Here is a 17,491-nt window from a genome sequence, read left to right as displayed (position 1 = left end):
GGTGCGGAGGTAGCATGCTAGACAGGTTAATGAGTCTTTTCTTCGGCATTTTATTGACGTTCCTTGTCTGAACACTCGGTCATCAGGTGTGTTTTTGAGTGTAGGAACAAATGTGAGATTTTTCCTGCTTAATGGAAAAACCTTTTTCGAAACGAGGTGGGAAAGGGGGACAGAAACGGGATGGCAGGGCCCACTTAGTGCCCTGCCAGCGGGGGCTTGGCCTGGTGGGAAGTTGTTTGAAAAAGCAACTATGAAATGATGCGGTTTACCGTAAAAGTTGCTCCGCCATGCAGTGCCGACAGTGTTGTAGTCGCCTGGCCATTCACAGTTACCGCAGAGCATTGTATCCAGCACAATTTTTTGTCCGCTCCAGGGGCACCGACTAATCTGCAGGCTTTTCACGGTGGAGGGCTTGAGCATGATCGACCTTGCGACCCTGGCGGTATTTTCCGGTGCTGTGCTGTTGTTGCTGCTATCGCCGGGGCCGAACATGGCCTTTGTGATCAGCCATGGCGTGACCCATGGTTGGCGGGGTGGGATGGCGTCGGCCTTGGGTATCGGCGTGGCGGACCTGCTACTGACCGCCTTGACCGCTACTGGGGTGACGGCGTTGGTTGCCAGTTGGCCGCCATCCTTTGACCTGATCCGGTATGCCGGGGTGGTCTACTTGCTGTGGTTGGTGTTCAAGACGTTGCAGAAAAATGCTGGAGGCGACGCTGTGAATGTCAGCCGTGTGCCCTTGGGGCGGGTGTTTCTGCAAGCCATGCTCAACAGTTTGCTCAATCCCAAGGCTTTGCTGTTTTTTCTGGTGTTCTTGCCGCAGTTTGTACGGCCGGAGGCGGGGTCTATTGCGGTGCAGTTGATGGTGCTGGGGGGCGTGCTGACCTTGATTGCAGCGGTGTTTCATGTGCTGTTGGGGGTGTTTGGTGGAGCGCTCAGCCGGTTTTTTGCCAGGCGCTCGAAAGGTGCCTGGCTGCAGAAGTGGGGGTTGGCGACAGTGCTGACGGTGCTGGCGGTGCGTTTGGCGGTGATGTCTCGGCCATCCTGAGTACATATCCGTTGTTTGGGTCACGGCTGGTATTGGTTCCGCCCTTACGGCGGAACCTATATCAGCCGTTACCCAAATAACGGATATGTCCCCCGCCCCGACCCAAACATCGCTTTTGCAGTATCCACAGGTGCTATGCAGAATCACCCCAACCGAGCCGCAGCCCGCGCAACGATCTCCCCACGCACCCTGCGCGATTCCGCCGTGCGCTTGTTGGCTTCCTCCAACACATGCTTGGGCGCCGTGTCCGGACGCCCGGAATCGAACGGCGGTGCCGGCGCATATTCAATCTGCAACTGCACCAGTTGCGCCGCCGCTTCGCTGTACAACTCGCCCGCCAACGTCAGGGCGAAGTCGATGCCAGCCGTAATGCCGCCACCGGTCAACAGGTTGCCGTCACGCACCACGCGTTCTTGTACCGGGATCGCACCGAGCGGGGCGAGCAGGTCGTGATAGGCCCAGTGCGTCGTCGCCTTGCGCCCGCGCAACAAACCGGCGGCGCCGAGTACCAGCGAGCCGGTGCACACCGACGTCACATAGCGCGCGGTCTGGGCTTGTACCTTGAGGAAGTCCAACGTCAGCGGATCTTCCATCAGCGCCCCAACACCTGAGCCTCCGGGCACGCAAATCACATCCAGGCGCGGGCAATCGGCATAGGTCATGGTCGGTGTGAACACCAGGCCGGTGCTGGAAGTGACCGGTTCCAGGTCTTTCCACACCAGGTGCAACTTCACATCCGGCAACGAACCCAGTACGTCATAAGGGCCGGTGAGATCCAGTTGCTGGATGCCGGGAAACAACACAAAGCCAATCTGCAAGGTCATGAAAAGCGCTCCGTCAAAGGGGTGGACGGCTTCACTCTAGAGGCCTAGGCTTTGGCGAATACGCCATTGAGCCCACGAATCACGCCAATCATGCCCAGAATCGTCCACGTACTCGCTTTCGATAACGCCCAGGTGCTGGATGTCACCGGGCCGTTGCAGGTGTTTGCCTCCACCAATGACCTGGCGCGTCAACGCGGCCTGCCGTTGCCCTACGCCGTGTCGGTGATCGCCGCGCAAGCGGAGCCGGTGATGACGTCGGCTGGCTTGGCACTGCTGGCCGAACCGCTGCCCGCCCTCGATGCGCCGTGCGATACGTTGGTGATTGCCGGTGGCTGGGGCGTTTACGGCGCCGCCGAAGACCCGGCGCTGGTGGAGTGGGTGCGCGAGAAAGCCAGGCATACCCGGCGCATGACCTCGGTGTGTACCGGCGCGTTTTTGCTGGCCGCCAGCGGTATGCTCGATGGCTGTCGGGTGGCCACCCACTGGACGCGTTGCGAAGAACTGGCGCGCAAATTCCCGGCGTTGACGGTGGAGTCCAACCCGATCTTCATACAGCAAGGCGCCGTCTGGACATCTGCCGGCGTCACTGCTGGCATCGACCTGTGCCTGGCGCTGGTGGAAGAAGACCTGGGCCGCGCCGTGGCCCTGGAAGTGGCGCGGCACCTGGTGGTGTTCCTCAAGCGTCCCGGCGGCCAGTCCCAATTCAGCGTGACCCTGTCCCTGCAAAAAGACGACAGCCGCTTCGCCGAACTCCACGCCTGGATCGCCGAACACCTCACCCTGGATTTGAGCATCTCGACCCTGGCCGCCCAAGCCGGCATGAGCGAACGCAGCTTTGTACGCCACTACCGCGCCGAAACCGGCCAGACCCCGGCACGCGCCGTCGAATTGATCCGAGTCGAAACCGCGCGCCGGCAGTTGGCTGACAGCGCAGTCTCGATCAAACGCATCGCCGTGCAGTGTGGCTTTGGCAGCGAAGAGACCCTGCGTCGCAGCTTCCTGCGCGCCTTGTCGGTCACACCCCAGGCTTACCGCGAACGCTTTTCGCCCAGCAATTCCAGCAGTGCGTCGAGCGTGGCCTGCGGCGCTTCCTGAGGAATGTTGTGGCCCACGCCGGGGAGCACCTGGCGTCGGTAAAACCCGCTGAAATGCTCGACATCATCATCCACTTCAGGCGGCGGGCCCACGCCATCATCGGCACCGCACAGCGAAATGCTCGGCACCGAGATCGGCGGCTGCAACGCCAACGCCTGCTCGATGGCTTCCAGCGCCGGGTCACCGGGGGCATACATGAAACGGTGGCGATAGGAGTGAATCACCACCTCGACAAAATCCGGGTTATCGAACGACGGCGCCGTCTGGTCATACAGGCTCGGCCCCTCGGCCCAGGAGGGCGACCAAAGCGCCCACAGCAACTTGCACAGTTCGCCACGGTTGGCGGTCAAACCGTCTACGCCGCGTTGGGTATGGAAGTAGAACTGGTACCACAAGCGATGTTCCGTCACAGGCGCCCGTGGCTTGAGGGATTTGGCAATGTCCTGGATGTTGTAGCCATCCCCGGTCACCAACCCGCGCACCCGCTCGGGCCATAGCGCCGCGACGATGCACGCGGCTCGCCCACCCCAGTCGTAGCCGGTGAGGGTGGCTTGCGGGATCGCCAATGCATCCATGAAATCCAGCAGATCCTTGCCCAACGCCGCCTGCTGCCCGGAGCGCATGACTTGCTCATTGATAAAGCGCGTCGGGCCGTAACCGCGCAGGTACGGCACCAGTACCCGGTAGCCACGCTCGGCCAGTACCGGCGCAATCGCGTCATAGCCGCGCGGGTCGTAGGGGAAGCCATGCAGCAGGATCACCGGCTCACCGTCGAGGGGGCCGTGGGCTTCGTAAGCGATATCGAGCATGGACGTACGTACGTAGAGCAGCGGGGCGGTAATGGTCATGGTGAGCGTTCATCGGCTGGCCAGAGAGACTGGAACTCTAGCCGAAAGCCGTGACGGGTTGGGGGGGGATTTGCGGCAGTGGGCTTACTTGTCTAGACCGAGCTGGCGCAACCCGATGCAATTGCCCCACGGATCGCGCACCTGGCAAATCCAATCCCCTCGTTCAATCGCCATTGGTCCGCGATACAGGATTGCCCCCAGTTTCTCCAGCCGTTGCACTGTTTGTGGCAAGTCTTCTACCCGCCAATACACAACCGACCCGGCGGCTCCGCAGGCGACCTTGCTATCGGCGTTGACGATTTCGATAGCCACGCCTTCCACATCCAGATGGCCAAAATCATTCGGCTGGTGGTAGATGCGTGTCGCCAGTGGAAAGGCTGCGCAGTACCACTGCGTGGCTGCGCGCCAGTCCGGGACATGTATGAGCACGGAGACAATGGGTTTCAACCGAACAATACCTGCTGCCAGTGGGTTTCGCTGATGATTGCGATGGGCACACCGCTGTTTCGCAATTCCACGGCTTTTTTGATTTTGGTCCCGTAGGAGCTGTGCAGCCATTGCTCATTACCGATGCTGCCCACCACCAGAAAGTGCACCTTTTTACTGACTGAATTACCGATCACTCCGCCGCGTTCGGTGACGAGCGATTCGCAGTCTTTCCGAGGCCCGTAAGCCATGACCCCTGTAAACAGAAACACCCTATCGAGCCAGTCGAGTTCGGGAATCGGATCATTCAGCGGTAGGCTGCTGACGTTTGCGGTGCGTTGAGGCGCTCCGACGGGAAGCCCCGCAAACTGATGCAGTATTTCCAACAATTCGATTGACTCATCTTCATCCAACACTCCATCGCTCAACATGTCAGCGAGGCGTTGGTACAGAATATTCACCACTGGATCTTCCAGATGTACCAGGTGGGTTTCAATCCAGCTCTTGAGAAACTCGGCCTCCAACTGATTAATTTTTCCATCGGCGGTCAAACCGGCGGTAATACCAATCAGAGCATCGGCAGAGCGCCGATCAATACGTGCCTGATGGAAGAACACGCTTTTTTCGAATTCCTGATGAAGATCGACCATGCGTCCTTGCTCCTTAATTCTTCAGTTTCTATCGTCTGATTGATGTACTTGGCTTTGTCGGGAGTGAATGTGAGGTTCAATAGCACGGCGGATGCGTGAGGTCATATTCTTTCCTTGAATACCGAATGGAATGTGCGTGTCAGATATCGCTATATACCTTGCTTCTTCATTTCCGGCCATTCCCGCGCCAGTAGCCCAAGCACCTCAAGATCATGCCGCTGGCCGTTCCAGAATCCGGCCTCTCGCAGCGTTCCTTCGACTTTGAAGCCAAGACGCTCCAGCAACGCGCGGGACGCGTGGTTGTGTGGATGAACCAGCGCTTCGACACGGTGCAAGTGCATCTGCATGAAACCCCATTCCAGTGTGGCGCGCAGGGCTTCGCTCATCAGGCCTTGCCCTCGGAAGTCGGGTGCAAGCTCGCAGGCCAGCGCGCAACTGTTCCATCCACGGTTCCACTTGAATAAGCCACAACTGCCGATCAGCCTGCCCTCGAACTCAAGCCCCCAGCGAGTGCCCGGATTAGGCTGGGTACGCCATTGGGCAAAGGTCTCGATCAGGGCTTGTGCCTGGCTGATTTCGGTCATCGGGTCAGCGCCGAACCAGCGCATGCTGTCGGTATCGCGGTAGAGGGAAAACAGCGCCAAGGCGTCGTGCTCGACCAGTTCCCGCAACTGCAGGCGACGAGTATGCAGGGTAGGGAAGGCGCTCATAAGGTGGCAGCGACCTGGTCCCGATCAACCACCTGCCCGAAATGATGCCGCCAAAGATCCACGCCCAACTGCCCCGACCGATCCAGCGACGAACCCACCGTCAGATCGCTGATCAAGGTCGGCTGCAATCCCGCGTCAAACAGCGCAAACCCGGCCGCCAGCACGCAGGTGTCGGTCTGGATACCACACACCAGCACGCGTTGCGGCGCGAGGCTTTTGAGGTAGGCGACGGTCTCGGGTGTTGGCGCATAGCCGTGTTTGATAAAGATGCGATCGGCGGCCACCAGGCTCTGGTCGTTCGGCGCCGGTTGCCAGCCGAGTTGCCGGGCGAAGGGCGTGACGCTCTCATCGTGGCGCTCCACGGTGGCGACTGACGGCATACGCCCCAGCAGGGCGTTGATGCCGTCCACCAGCCACGCGGGCGGGTTGAAGGAGGGTTGCACATCGATGATCAGCAGTACCTGGCGCATGGCGTTCCTGTCCGTGGTCGAGGGGCTGCCCATTGTGCACAGGCCACTTCAGGGTTGCCAGGTGGTTTTCTCCCCGCTGAGTTTACGGTCCAGGAACGTCGCCGCGCTGATCAACGCCAGGTGACTCAAGGCCTGGGGCGTGTTACCCAGGTGGCGGGCCTGGCTGTCGAACTCTTCGGCGTACAAGCCCAGGGGGTTGGAGTAGCGCAACAGTTGCTCGAATTCCAGGTGGGCCTTTTCCACTTGTCCGGCGCGGGCCAGGCATTCGACATACCAGAACGAGCAGGCCGCAAACGCGCCTTCGGTGCCTTGCAGGCCGTCGATCTGGCTGTCGTCGTTGCGATAGCGGTAGACCATGCCGTCGCGCACCAGGCTTTTCTGGATGGCTTCCAGGGTCGAGAGCCAGCGTGGGTCGGTGGCGGCGACAAACCTCACCAGCGGCATCAATAGCATCGAACCGTCGAGCGCGGTGCTGCCGATATGCTGCACGAAATGCCCGCGCTCTTCGTTCCAGAAGTTGCTCCAGATGTCGGCGTAGATCGCTTGGCGCGTCTGGTCCCAGCGTGCGAACGGCGCCGGCAGCGAACGCTTGGAAGCCAAGCGGATGGCCCGGTCCAGTGCTACCCAGCACATGAGTCGTGAGTGCAGGAAGTGATGCTGCTCGCCGCGCATCTCCCAGATGCCCACGTCTTTGGTGTTCCAGATTTCACAGACTTGATCAGCCACCTCCACGGTGTGTTTCCAGCCTTCATGGGAGATCGCCTCGCCGTACTTGTTGACCAGGTACACCGCATCCATCAGCTCGCCATAGATGTCCAGCTGGATCTGGTCGAAGGCTTCGTTGCCGATACGTACCGGCTTGGCGCCGCCATGGCCGCTGAAGTGTTCCAACTCGGCTTCCGGCAGTTCCTGGCGCCCGTCAATGCCGTAGAGAATATTGATCTTGGTCGGCTGGCCACAGCAGTCACTCACGCGGCCTTTGAGCCAGCGCATATAGGCGTTGGCTTCCTCGACAAACCCCAGGCGCATGAAGGCATAGACGGTGAAGGATGCGTCGCGGATCCAGGTGTAGCGGTAGTCCCAGTTGCGTTCGCCGCCGGGGGTTTCCGGCAGGCCGAAGGTGGCGGCGGCGATGATCGCGCCGTGTTTGCGCGACGTCAGGAGCTTAAGTGCCAGCGCTGAGCGGTTGACCATTTCGCGCCAGCGCCCACGGTAGTTCGATTGCGCGATCCAGCCGCGCCAGAACTTCAAGGTGTGGGCCAACGCCAGGTCCGTGCAGCTGCTGTCCACCCGTTCATCCTCCTGACCGCCGAGGACGAATTCGGCACCTTCTTCCTGCTCCAGGGTGAAGCTGGCCACGGCAGCACCGTCTTTGATCTGCAGTGGATGGCTGCTGGACAAACGCAGGCCGGGTTGGCCTTCGGCGCTGAAACACACCGTGCCATTGTCACGGGTGGCCTGGGTGGGCGTGCGCGCGTAGTCATGGCGCACCGCGCAGCGCAGATGGATATCGGCCTTGCCGCTGACCACCCGCACGCGGCGAATCAACAGCGGCAAGTCATCGATTTCTTCGCTGATGGCCAACAGGTCGGTGATCTCTACCACGGCCTCGTCGCTGAGCCAGCGGGTTTGCAGGACGTTGGTGTCGGGCAGGTAGATCTGTTCGCGGCGCGCGTTGGGCAGGTCCGGGGTGAGTTGGAAAATGCCGGCGTCGGGGCTGTCCAGCAGCGAGCAGAAGATCGAGGGGCTGTCGAATTCCGGCCAGCAGAAGAAGTCGATACTGCCTTTGTCGTTCACCAATGCCGCACTGCGCATATCGCCAATGATGCCGTGGGCATCGATGGCGCTTTGTGGTTCGTTCAGATCAACCATTGCCACGGAACTCCGGATACAGGCTCATGCCGCCGTCAATAAAGAGTGTGCTGCCGACCACATAATCGGATGCATCGCTGGCCAGCCACACCACCGCGTTGGCGACGTCTTCCACGTCGCCGATCCGCCCGTAGGGAATCAACTTGAGCAGCTCTTGTGCTGCCGCGCCTTCGGTGGCGGCTCGGTTGATCGCGGTGCGGATCGCCCCCGGCGCAATCCCGTTGATGCGGATGCGTTGCTCACTGACTTCCTGGGCGAGGGTGCGCATCAGCATCTCCACACCGCCTTTGGAAGCCGCGTAGTTCACATGCCCAGCCCACGGGATCAGTTGGTGCACCGAACTCATGTGGATGATTTTGCCCGCCGCCCGCGACACGCCTTCGCGCACGCCCTGGCGATTGAAGATGCGCACCGCCGCGCGGGCACACAGGAACTGGCCGGTGAGGTTGACGCCGATCACCGCATCCCAGTCATCCAGGCTCATGTCCACCAGATTGGCGTCCTTCTGCATCCCGGAGTTGGCCACCAGGATGTCCAAGTGGCCGAAGGCATCGAGGGTCTGGGCAAAAAGCCGTTCTACCTCTTCTTCTTTAGCCACGTTGGCACCGATGGCAATCGCCCGGCCACCCTCGGCGTTGATCTGTTCTGCCAGGGCCTCGGCCGGCGCGGCCTGGCTGTTGTAATTCAGCACCACCGCCGCTCCGGCTTGCGCCAGGGCCTTTGCCGCGCCGGCACCGATTCCGGAACTGGCACCGGTCACCAGCGCCACTTGTTGCTCCAACGAGATACGCATTGCTCACCGACCTTGAATTCGTGAGTTCAAGTAGCTGACTGATCGTGCGCAAGGGAAGTTCACCCGTGTGAATTTAGCGACTACAACCATGGTGAAAAATGGAATAACAGAACTATAAAAAATAACCATAAGATACTAAAAAACCGCTCAAAAGCGTTTGACAGGCTTTTTCGCCGCGTGTCTTATAGGCACACATCAACCCGCTCCGTTGGTAGTTCGGAAGTCATCGCGGGGCCACCTATAAGAGATTTCTATGTGCCTTTCGGCCGATATAGGGGAACTACCAGTTCAGGTAAAAGCAGCGGCCTTAGTTGGCGTGCCTAAGTTAGTTATCTTCGATTGCGACGGTGTTCTGGTCCAAAGTGAAGAAATAACCCTGTCTGTATTGATCTCCATGCTTAATGCCCTGGCTCAGGGCGATACGCTGCTTGATGTCACACGTTTTATCGAACACTTTCGTGGGCGCAAGATTGCTGAGTGTTTACGCGAGGCTGAGCAATTATTAAATGTCAGTGTGGACAACGCATTTGAACAGCGTTTTCGTGAGCGGGCGCTGCACGCACTGACACTCAGTTTAAAAGCCACGGATGGAATGCTGGAAGTCCTGGAAAAGTTGGACGTGCCTTATTGCGTTGCTTCGAGTGCGCCACGCAACAAGATAGAGCATTGCTTGCGCCTGGCGGGACTGTTTTCTTATTTCGAAGGGCGAATATTCAGCTGTTATGAATTGGGTCATTGGAAACCTGATCCCTTGGTGTTCCTGACGGCCTGCCGGACTTACAGCATTGATGTGAGTGATGCGCTGGTGGTGGAAGACAGTGTGACGGGTATCCAGGCTGCGATAGCGGCCAATATAAAAGTGTTGGGCTTTGGTCCCGCGCATCGGCATTCGCAGTTGGCCGCAGCGGGAGCATTACCGATTGCCGACATACGTGAAGTATTGACCATATTTAATTGACTCAGGGAGGAGGCGTCGTGAACACACTTGGTTACCTGGAACGGCTCAAACGCAACGATCAATCTTCGCAAGTGTGGTGGGATTCATCGCCTGCCGTATACCTGCCGTATAAACAACATCTGCTGGAAAAGTACCCGGCGGCCGCGACATACATACAAGCGTTGATGCCGGATGAGTTCTCCCAGCCCTGGGGCTTGTGCAGCGCGACCACCAACCCGCGGTTGGTAACGGCCGTCATCCTTGAAAAGCGCGAGTATTGGTCTTCACGTTTCAACCTGGCCAAGCTGTCTCCCAATGAGTTGCGCAAGCAGCTGTACAACGAAGTCATCGTCGAAGGGGCTGCCACGCTCAAGTCGCGGTGGGTTCAATCGGCACAGGCCGAAGGTTGGATTTCCGCCCAGGTTGACCCGGTAGATGTGCGCAGCACCGAACGCATGACCGCCCGCGGCCTGGAGTTGCATCGCCTGGCGCCGAACGTGATGGTCAAGGTGCCGGGTAGCCTGGAAGGGCTGGCGACGGTCGAGCAACTGGTGGCCCAGGGCGCCTCGATCAACATCACCTTTTGCTTCACGGTTGCCCAGTTCCAGGCCGGTATCCAGGCCATCGAGCGTGGCAGGGCGACGGCGCGCAGCAACGGTATCGACACCAGCCGCTGCAAGTACGTGATCACTTTCATGATTGGGCGTTTCGCCTGCCAGCCTGAGTTCACCCTGCAGGCTGCCGAGCGTGGCCTGACCTTGAGCGCCGAGGAACTGCGCTGGGCCGAGTTGATGATTTACGAGCAGATCCAGACGCTGGTGGCGGCCTCGACCGTGCCGATCAAAACCCTGCTTTCCAGCATAAAGATCGATGTGGACGAACGTGGCAACAAGCATTGCTGGCACTTGGAAAAGACCGGGCACACCGCGACCTGCTACACACTGACGCCGGACGTAGTTGAGTTCCTGGTCGAGCGCGAAAGCCACGGCAAACCGGTCGTACCCGCGCAGGAACCCCAGAAACCCCCGGCCTCGACCTTCGCGAAGCTGATCCGTATCCCGTATTTCTACGAAGCCTATTTTGTCGACAGTATCGAACCGTACGACTTCGGCAACCATGAAGCCTTTATCAACGCCTGCAATGAAGCCAATAGCGCGCATCGGCGCCTGGCGGATTACTGCGTTCGGCTTTGCCCCGTGACGACACCGTTCAAGCGCGCATTCAACGCATTGCTCGCTGCTGAATTTGGGGTGATCGCATGAACCGGATGATCGGGTTGTGGGCCCACCCACGTTCGCGCTCCACGGTGCTCGAACGCGTATTTATCGAGCGTGGCGATTTTGAGGTCTTCCATGAACCTTTTGCGCATATGGCGTTTTCCGAGGACTCGGCGATTCCTTCGGATGAGTGGGATCACAGTTTGCCCACGACTTATCCAGGTATAAAAGAACATCTACTGAATGCCCGTGAGCGTGCGAACGTCTTCCATAAAGACATGTGTTATCACTGTTTGGATGACTTGAAAGTTGATGTTGGCTTTCTCGCGCAACAGGACAACATCTTTCTGATTCGTGAGCCTGCCAGCAGTATTGTTTCCCATCATCGGGTGCATCCCGACATGCCCTTGCAGGCCATTGGGCATAAAGCACTGTATGACATATTTTGTGTGGTCACCAAACTGACCGGCAAAGTGCCCTATGTGATCAATGCGGATGATCTGGCCGCAGAGCCAGAACGAGTGATCCGTAAACTCTGTGATCATTTGAATATAGAGTTTCTGCCACACGCCATGACATGGAAGCGTGAGTGTCCCCAACAATGGAAAACGTGGCGTAGTTGGCATGCCGACGCGGAAAACAGTGAACGGATTGTTTCTCCAAGTAATCCGAGCGTTGATATCACGCTATTTGATCAATATCCGAATTTAAAGGCGATGTACGAATATCACCGTACGTATTACGCGCGCATGAATGAATTTTGCCAATAGGGATTGTTGTATGAAAAAGTTGATTGTGACCGGAGCGGCCAACGGAATTGGCCGGGCTACTGTGGAACTGGCGATTCAACAGGGTTATTTCGTTATCGGTGCGGACAAGGATGCCGAGGGTTTGAAAGTGCTGCAAGGTGTCTATGGCGCTGACGTGTTTGAAGCGCATATCGCTGATTTTTCGGACATGGCAGTCATCAAGGGTTTTATTCCAAAACTGTATGAGCGGCATCCAAGTATTTACGGCCTGGTCAATAACGCCGGGATTTATCACGGTAAAAGTGTCTACGCCTACTCCGATGAGCAGATCGACGAGATCCTCACCGTCAACCTCAAGGCGCTGGTCTACCTCTCCAAAGACTTTGCCGAACGGGAGATGAAGCACGAAGCCCCGCGCAGCATCGTCAACATCGCTTCGGTGGCTGGAGAAGTGGGCAGCTGCGACGCGCTCTATGGCGCCACCAAGGCGGCGGTGATCGGCCTGACCAAGGCCAACGCCTGGAACTTCGCGCCGTTCGTGCGGGTGAACGTGGTGTCCCCGGCGCTGATCCATGACACCGCGATCTACGGCACCATCCCCGAATACCGACGCGCCGAGTACGCCCGCCAGGAAGTCCTCAAGGACCCGATCCTGCCCAGTGGGGTGGCTGAGGTCATCCTTCTGCTGGCCGGCGATGCCATGCGTCACATCACGGGCAGGGTGATTCCGGTCGACAACGGGGCCTACCCACGATGAGCCTTCCGGTGCGCAAGAAAAAACTGCTGCTGGTAGGCGCCGGCAACCTATGCCTGCAGATCCTGAAGATTCTGGGGCCGAGAAACGCGTTCGACTTTGTGGTGTTGGGGCGCAATGAAGAAGCCACGATCCGCTTGTGCAACCTGGTGACGTTGTCGTGTGTGCAGTTGGGCCAATTTATCGACATCAAACCCGTGGTTGCCGACCTGACGGATATCGGCAGGGTCACGCAGCTGCTACGTGAAGAAGCCCCGGATATGCTGGTGAACTGCGCATCGCTGCAGTCATGGCGGGTCATCACCGGGCTGCCCAAGCTGTCGTTCGAGAAGCTCGATCAGGCCCAGTTCGGCCCCTGGCTGCCCATGCACCTGACGTTGATGCATTGCCTGATGCGGGCGGTGAAAGCCTCCGGAATCACCACTAAAACCTTGAATGCGGCGTTCCCGGATGCGGTCAACCCGATCTTGGCGCGCATCGGCCTGGCGCCGGATATTGGCGTGGGTAATGTGGCCAACCTGATTCCAGCGGTGCGTTTCTCCATCGCACGGTTGCTCGAATGTGCGCCTGCGGATGTGCAAGTGCAGCTGTATGCCCAGCATTACTTCAGCCACTACGTGCCGCGCGCTGGGTTACCTGCGCGGGCCAGCTACCGTCTGTTGTATGAAGTGCGTGACCGGCCAGAGGTGGTGCGCCTGCCGGCCGAGGCGATTTTCTCGACGGTGAAATCCGAGTTCCGTCGCCTGGGCGGAGTGGACGGGCAGTTCCTCACCGCATGCTCTGCCGTCACGGTCATCGAAGGGCTGTTCTCGCCCGTGCCGGTCCTGGTCCATGCGCCGGGGCCTCTCGGGCTTCCGGGCGGGTATCCGGTGCGGCTGCATGATGGGCAGATCCAGGTGCAGTTCTCCGACGCCTGTCCACAGGACGAGGCGGTGCGCATCAACAGCATCTGCCAGAGCCAGGATGGCATCGACGAAATCCACTGTGATGGTTCGGTGACTTACAACCCGCAGTGCATGGCCGTCATGCAATCGATGCTGGGGTACTCCAAGAACACCATGTCCATCGAGCAGTCCGCCGAGTTTGCCCGCGAGCTGGCGAGCAAGTACCTGTCCTTCAAGAATTCAACCTGGTAGGTGTGTGATGAATCAGATATCGGGGCGCAAGCACAACGAAGTCGCCAGTTATGCCAAGCAGTACTCGGAGGATTTCGTCGAGCGTTGGGATGAATTGATCGATTGGGAAAAACGCAAAGCGGGGGAGGACGGGTTCTTCGAAAACCTGCTGCGCAGTCATGGCGTGCAGTCGGTGATAGATGTTTCGACCGGCAGTGGCTTTCATGCCGTCCAGCTCAAGCAAGCGGGGTTCGATGTGGTCGCCACGGATGGCAGCAGCACCATGTTGACCAAGGCGCGGGCGAACTTTCGCAAGCATGGCTTGGACATCCAGTCCCACTACCGCGACTGGCACTCGCTGGACTCCCAGGAACTTGGCCAATTCGATGCGGTGGTGTGCCTGGGCAGTTCGTTGTGCCATGTCTTCGCCGCCCACGATCGGTTGCGGGTGCTGGCCAAATTCAGGGCCTTGCTCAAGCCGGGTGGTTTGCTGATCGTAGACCAACGCAATTTTTTCGCTATCCGTGCCGGTAACTACAAGGCCAGCGGTCATTACTATTACTGCGGTACGAATGCTTCGGTCAGCCTGGGACAGGTCGATGAGCACCTGTGTGAGTTCATCTATTCCTTTGATGACGCAGAACAATACCGGCTGCAGGTGTATCCGCTGTTGCCGGGCGAATTGAAGGGCGAGGTGCTCAAATCCGGGTTCATCCAGCATGAGAGTTACGGCGACTTCGAACGTGACTACGACATGATGGATTGTGATTTCGTCATTCACACCGCGCGTGCCGAATAAGGAGGGCTTGATGAGCACACTCGTACAGAGCAATGCCCGGCCACTGGACAGCGTCGTGCTGGCGGTGGTCCTCACCGGGTTTGTGGCCAGTACCTATGGCTTTGGCGTCTACCTGTTCGCCAACCTGGTGGTCGACATGCGCCGCGACATCGGTTTTGACTACACCACGGTGGGGCTGATCACTGGCGGCGCGCAGATCGGCTTCCTGCTGTTTTCATCGGTGACAAGCTATATCAGCCGGTTTTTCGAGGGGTGGAAAATCAGCCTGGTATCGACGGTGATGACGTCCCTGGCGCTGCTGGGGCTGAGTGTCAGCAACAGCATCTGGTTGTCGGGCGCGCTGTTGATCCTGCTCGGTGGCTGTTCCGCCTCGGTGTACATCCCGTTGGCAGAGATCGTCACCAAGGGCTTCAGCCCCGGTAACCGCTCGCGGGTCATGGGGCTGATTTCCAGTGGCACCAGCTACGGCGTATTCATCAACGGTTTGCTGGTGTCGTTCCTGACATTGAATGGTGGCTGGCGCTCGATCTGGCTCACTGCCGGGCTGATCTCGGTGGCCCTGTGCGTGGTGGCCTGGTTTCTGTTGCGTAACTTCGCTGCGAGCCAGGACACCGGGTTTTCCGGGGAACGCGCCACCGCGTTTGACAGCCACCAGCCCTGGCTCAGCCGCTCGTTGTACCTGACCTGGGCCATCGCCTTTCTCAATGGCATGGCGTTGCTGCCGTTCCAGACGTACCTGGCGCCGTTCCTGCGTGATGAGTTGGGTGTGTCGGTACAGGACGCCGGGTTTATCTGGACCACCATCGGCGCGGTGGGCATGGCGTCGGGCTTCCTGGTGGGGTGGATTGCCGACAAGGTCGGGGTGCGCGCGTCGCTGGCGATGTGTTTCCTGAGTGCGGGGCTGGCTGCCAGCCTGGTGTTCAGTTTCAACAGCCTGCCGTTGTTCTACCTGGCGGCGTTTCTGTTTGCGCTGGCGTTTTATCCTATCTTCGGGCTGGTGCCCAGTTACATCGGGCAAATCGTCCCGGTCAGTCGGCTGACCCAGGCCTTTGGCATTGCCAACGTGTTGATCGGCCTGGGGGGCGTGTGCGGCAATTTCCTGGGCGGATTTTCCAAGGACCTGACCGGGTCGTTCTCGACTGTCTACTGGGTGGTGGCGCTGTTGTTGTTTGTGCAATGCGTGATGGTGTTCCTGTTGGGCAAACGGCCTGTTTCGGTCAAGGAGGGTGAACAGTCATGAGTTATTTTCCAGACACGCCGCACCGGAACCTGCACGCGTTTGCGTTCAGTCACCGCTCTGGCATGAAACATAACCCCGTGGTCATCTGGATGACCGGCCTCTCCGCGTCCGGCAAGTCGACCATTGCCGATGCGTTGGACAATGCCCTGCAGGAACAGGGCCGGATCACTGCCATTATCGACGGCGACTCGGTGCGTGGCGGGCTGTGCCGAGACCTGGGTTTTACCGACAGCGACCGTGACGAGAATATCCGCCGGGTCGCCGAAGTGGCGCGGTTGATGCTGGAGGCAGGGCTGATCGTGATCGTGGCGCTGATTTCTCCCTCGTCGGCCAGCCGGCACTACGCGCGCTCGATCATCGGCAATGAGTTTTTTGTTGAGGTGCATGTGGACGCGCTGTTGGAAACCGCCGAACAACGTGACCCCAAGGGCCTGTATAAAAAAGCCCGTGCGGGGTTGATCAAGCACTTCACTGGCATCGACTCCCAGTACGATGTGCCGGTGTTTCCGGAAGTGCACCTGGATACCCAGGCGCTTTCAGTGGAACAGTCAGTCGCGACGATTCTTGACTGGATCGCGCATAACGACGATCGCGCTTAGCCGTCTGTCTTTGCGCGGGGATGACAATGTCTGCAACTTGAAAAAACAGGGTAATCTGCGCCATCGCAGGGAGAACGCGTTTTTTCAGGAGCAGGCATGACACATTTTACGGGCACTGCAAAATCGATCCGTCTGATTGGTGGGGCCCGGGTATTGGACTTTATCAATACCACCAATGGCCGTCGTCCCGGCACTTCGCTCAAGGTCATGGAAGAGCGGCTCACCAGCTTTCAGTTCTTCTTCGAATGGGCATTGCATGCGTCGTTGATCTCGGCCCGAGAGTTCGACGACTACAAACCGATGGTGTTTGCCTCCTCCATGGCTTACCAGCCGGACCTGGACGCGATCATTGCGTTCAGGGAATGCCTGTACGCGGTGTTCTATCCGTTGTCGTTACAGGGTGCCGCGCCCGATGAGGCGTTGCAGCAAATCAACCAGGTGTTCCAGCAAGGTGTTGCCTGGCGGGTGCTGCGGTCCGTGGAGGGCAAACCTGCCTGGGCGTGGAAGCCCTGCGCGACGGCTCAGGAGCTGACAGCTATGGTGCTTGGGCGCCTGGCCATCGAGGCCACGCAGTTACTGATGTCCGGTGATCTGCACGCGTTGCGCATTTGCGGTGCCGCTGACTGCGACTGGGTGTTCTTCGACATCTCCAAGAACAAGCAGCGCAAATGGTGCCAGATGAGTGTGTGTGGTAGCCGCGAAAAACTCAGCCGTCTCAAGCAGGTGGGCAGCACGCATTAGTTTCCAGGTGTACGACGGGTAGCAATTGCTCCACTTAATAGGAAGCATTACTATTCACGCCCCGCCTCCCCAGTGCACCCGCGATGATCCCTCAGCCGCCCCGCAGAACAGGCTTTTTCGAACATTACGAAGAGTTGATCGGAACCTGGACGCGTCGCCTGAGAAACCGTCAGCAGGCCGAAGACCTGGCGCATGACACCTTTGTGCGGGTGCTGGAGTCGAAATCCGATCAGGTGGAGCAACCGCGCGCCTACCTGCATCAGACCGCGCGCAATATCGCAGTGGATGCCTATCGACGCGAAGACCGGCGTGAGGCCATCACGCTGGAAGCCTTTGATCAGCGCTCGCCCCACAGCGGCGACCCGGAGCATTTCATGCACGCGATCCAGTTGGCGGACTCCATCGAGCGGGCCTTGGCCGAGCTGCCGCTCAACTGCCGCAAGATTTTCATCTGGCAGAAGATCGAAGGCCTGACCCAGCAGGAAATCGCCGAACGCCTGGGGCTGTCTAAAAACATGGTGGAAAAGTATATGATCCGCACCCTGCGGCATCTGCGCGACCGCCTGGACGCGATGGCGCCATGACTGCCCGCTTTGAAACAGGA

At 58.9% G+C, this 17,491-nt stretch carries 20 protein-coding genes; 12 read left to right on the top strand and 8 right to left on the bottom strand.

The genetic code is table 11. The annotated features are described in order from the left end of the window. Window positions 1-418 precede the first annotated feature (418 nt). Window positions 419-1,048, top strand: coding sequence for a LysE family translocator (locus tag HX812_RS18255; RefSeq protein ID WP_038845011.1), 630 nt, complete (start codon window positions 419-421; stop codon window positions 1,046-1,048). 143 nt (window positions 1,049-1,191) lie between these two features. Here HX812_RS18255 and inhA read toward each other — a convergent pair whose 3' ends face one another. After that, window positions 1,192-1,872, bottom strand: a complete 681-nt coding sequence (inhA, locus tag HX812_RS18250; protein ID WP_038845009.1) for an isonitrile hydratase — start codon at window positions 1,870-1,872, stop codon at window positions 1,192-1,194. 90 nt (window positions 1,873-1,962) lie between these two features. On the opposite strand from inhA, the gene HX812_RS18245 reads away from it, so the two are divergent. After that, the gene (locus HX812_RS18245) at window positions 1,963-2,967 is read left to right on the top strand and encodes a GlxA family transcriptional regulator (RefSeq protein ID WP_038845007.1); all 1,005 of its coding nucleotides are present in this window, start codon (window positions 1,963-1,965) and stop codon (window positions 2,965-2,967) included. On the opposite strand, the gene HX812_RS18240 is transcribed toward HX812_RS18245, so the two are convergent. From HX812_RS18240 to HX812_RS18210, 7 genes are all read right to left on the bottom strand, one after another. Beyond that, window positions 2,901-3,815 carry an alpha/beta fold hydrolase gene (locus HX812_RS18240; protein ID WP_038845005.1) on the bottom strand — a complete coding sequence of 305 codons (915 nt, stop codon included), beginning with the start codon at window positions 3,813-3,815 and terminating at the stop codon, window positions 2,901-2,903. The genes HX812_RS18245 and HX812_RS18240 overlap by 67 nt on opposite strands. 84 nt (window positions 3,816-3,899) lie before the next feature. Further along, on the bottom strand, window positions 3,900-4,262 hold the full coding sequence (locus HX812_RS18235; protein WP_038845002.1) for a VOC family protein: 363 nt from the start codon (window positions 4,260-4,262) through the stop codon (window positions 3,900-3,902). Then, complete coding sequence (locus HX812_RS18230) at window positions 4,259-4,891, bottom strand: BRCT domain-containing protein (RefSeq protein WP_038844999.1); 633 nt, start codon at window positions 4,889-4,891, stop codon at window positions 4,259-4,261. The genes HX812_RS18235 and HX812_RS18230 overlap by 4 nt, the downstream gene beginning before the upstream one ends. Before the next feature lie 149 nt (window positions 4,892-5,040). Further along, the gene (locus HX812_RS18225; RefSeq protein ID WP_038844997.1) at window positions 5,041-5,601 is read right to left on the bottom strand and encodes a GNAT family N-acetyltransferase; all 561 of its coding nucleotides are present in this window, start codon (window positions 5,599-5,601) and stop codon (window positions 5,041-5,043) included. Beyond that, window positions 5,598-6,071 carry an isochorismatase family protein gene (locus HX812_RS18220; RefSeq protein WP_038844996.1) on the bottom strand — a complete coding sequence of 158 codons (474 nt, stop codon included), beginning with the start codon at window positions 6,069-6,071 and terminating at the stop codon, window positions 5,598-5,600. The genes HX812_RS18225 and HX812_RS18220 overlap by 4 nt, the downstream gene beginning before the upstream one ends. A 48-nt stretch (window positions 6,072-6,119) precedes the next feature. Further along, window positions 6,120-7,943: a glycoside hydrolase family 15 protein gene (locus HX812_RS18215; protein ID WP_038844995.1), complete on the bottom strand. Its 1,824-nt coding sequence runs from the start codon at window positions 7,941-7,943 to the stop codon at window positions 6,120-6,122. Then, window positions 7,936-8,736, bottom strand: a complete 801-nt coding sequence (locus HX812_RS18210) for a glucose 1-dehydrogenase (RefSeq protein ID WP_038844994.1) — start codon at window positions 8,734-8,736, stop codon at window positions 7,936-7,938. The genes HX812_RS18215 and HX812_RS18210 overlap by 8 nt, the downstream gene beginning before the upstream one ends. 253 nt (window positions 8,737-8,989) lie before the next feature. Here HX812_RS18210 and HX812_RS18205 point away from each other — a divergent pair, with 253 nt between their 5' ends. From HX812_RS18205 to HX812_RS18160, 10 genes are all read left to right on the top strand, one after another. Continuing rightward, window positions 8,990-9,694: an HAD family phosphatase gene (locus tag HX812_RS18205; protein WP_038844992.1), complete on the top strand. Its 705-nt coding sequence runs from the start codon at window positions 8,990-8,992 to the stop codon at window positions 9,692-9,694. A gap of 17 nt (window positions 9,695-9,711) precedes the next feature. Beyond that, the gene (locus HX812_RS18200) at window positions 9,712-10,935 is read left to right on the top strand and encodes a transaldolase family protein (protein WP_038844990.1); all 1,224 of its coding nucleotides are present in this window, start codon (window positions 9,712-9,714) and stop codon (window positions 10,933-10,935) included. Next, window positions 10,932-11,660, top strand: a complete 729-nt coding sequence (locus tag HX812_RS18195; protein ID WP_080642376.1) for a sulfotransferase family protein — start codon at window positions 10,932-10,934, stop codon at window positions 11,658-11,660. Before HX812_RS18200 ends, HX812_RS18195 begins: the two co-directional genes overlap by 4 nt. Window positions 11,661-11,670: 10 nt before the next feature. Further along, complete coding sequence (locus HX812_RS18190; RefSeq protein ID WP_038844986.1) at window positions 11,671-12,396, top strand: SDR family NAD(P)-dependent oxidoreductase; 726 nt, start codon at window positions 11,671-11,673, stop codon at window positions 12,394-12,396. Next, entirely contained in the window at window positions 12,393-13,529 is a 1,137-nt protein-coding gene (locus tag HX812_RS18185) for a hypothetical protein (protein WP_038844984.1), read from the top strand. Before HX812_RS18190 ends, HX812_RS18185 begins: the two co-directional genes overlap by 4 nt. 7 nt (window positions 13,530-13,536) lie before the next feature. Beyond that, window positions 13,537-14,307: a bifunctional 2-polyprenyl-6-hydroxyphenol methylase/3-demethylubiquinol 3-O-methyltransferase UbiG gene (locus HX812_RS18180; protein WP_038844982.1), complete on the top strand. Its 771-nt coding sequence runs from the start codon at window positions 13,537-13,539 to the stop codon at window positions 14,305-14,307. A 10-nt stretch (window positions 14,308-14,317) separates the two neighbouring features. Next, the gene (locus tag HX812_RS18175; protein WP_038844980.1) at window positions 14,318-15,547 is read left to right on the top strand and encodes a nitrate/nitrite transporter; all 1,230 of its coding nucleotides are present in this window, start codon (window positions 14,318-14,320) and stop codon (window positions 15,545-15,547) included. Continuing rightward, window positions 15,544-16,146: an adenylyl-sulfate kinase gene (gene cysC / locus HX812_RS18170; protein WP_038844978.1), complete on the top strand. Its 603-nt coding sequence runs from the start codon at window positions 15,544-15,546 to the stop codon at window positions 16,144-16,146. Before HX812_RS18175 ends, cysC begins: the two co-directional genes overlap by 4 nt. Before the next feature lie 96 nt (window positions 16,147-16,242). Beyond that, complete coding sequence (locus tag HX812_RS18165; protein WP_038844976.1) at window positions 16,243-16,887, top strand: CGNR zinc finger domain-containing protein; 645 nt, start codon at window positions 16,243-16,245, stop codon at window positions 16,885-16,887. Between the two features lie 83 nt (window positions 16,888-16,970). Then, a complete protein-coding gene (locus HX812_RS18160; RefSeq protein WP_033899716.1) occupies window positions 16,971-17,471 on the top strand; it encodes a sigma-70 family RNA polymerase sigma factor in 501 nt (166 codons plus the stop codon). Window positions 17,472-17,491 lie beyond the last annotated feature (20 nt).

Origin of the sequence: Pseudomonas sp. IPO3749 (assembly GCF_013386605.1) — a bacterium.
GTDB classification, from domain to species: Bacteria; Pseudomonadota; Gammaproteobacteria; order Pseudomonadales; family Pseudomonadaceae; genus Aquipseudomonas; species Aquipseudomonas azotoformans_A.
The sequence above is the reverse complement of the archived record's forward strand: the minus strand, read 5'-3'. Positions and strand labels throughout refer to the sequence as shown.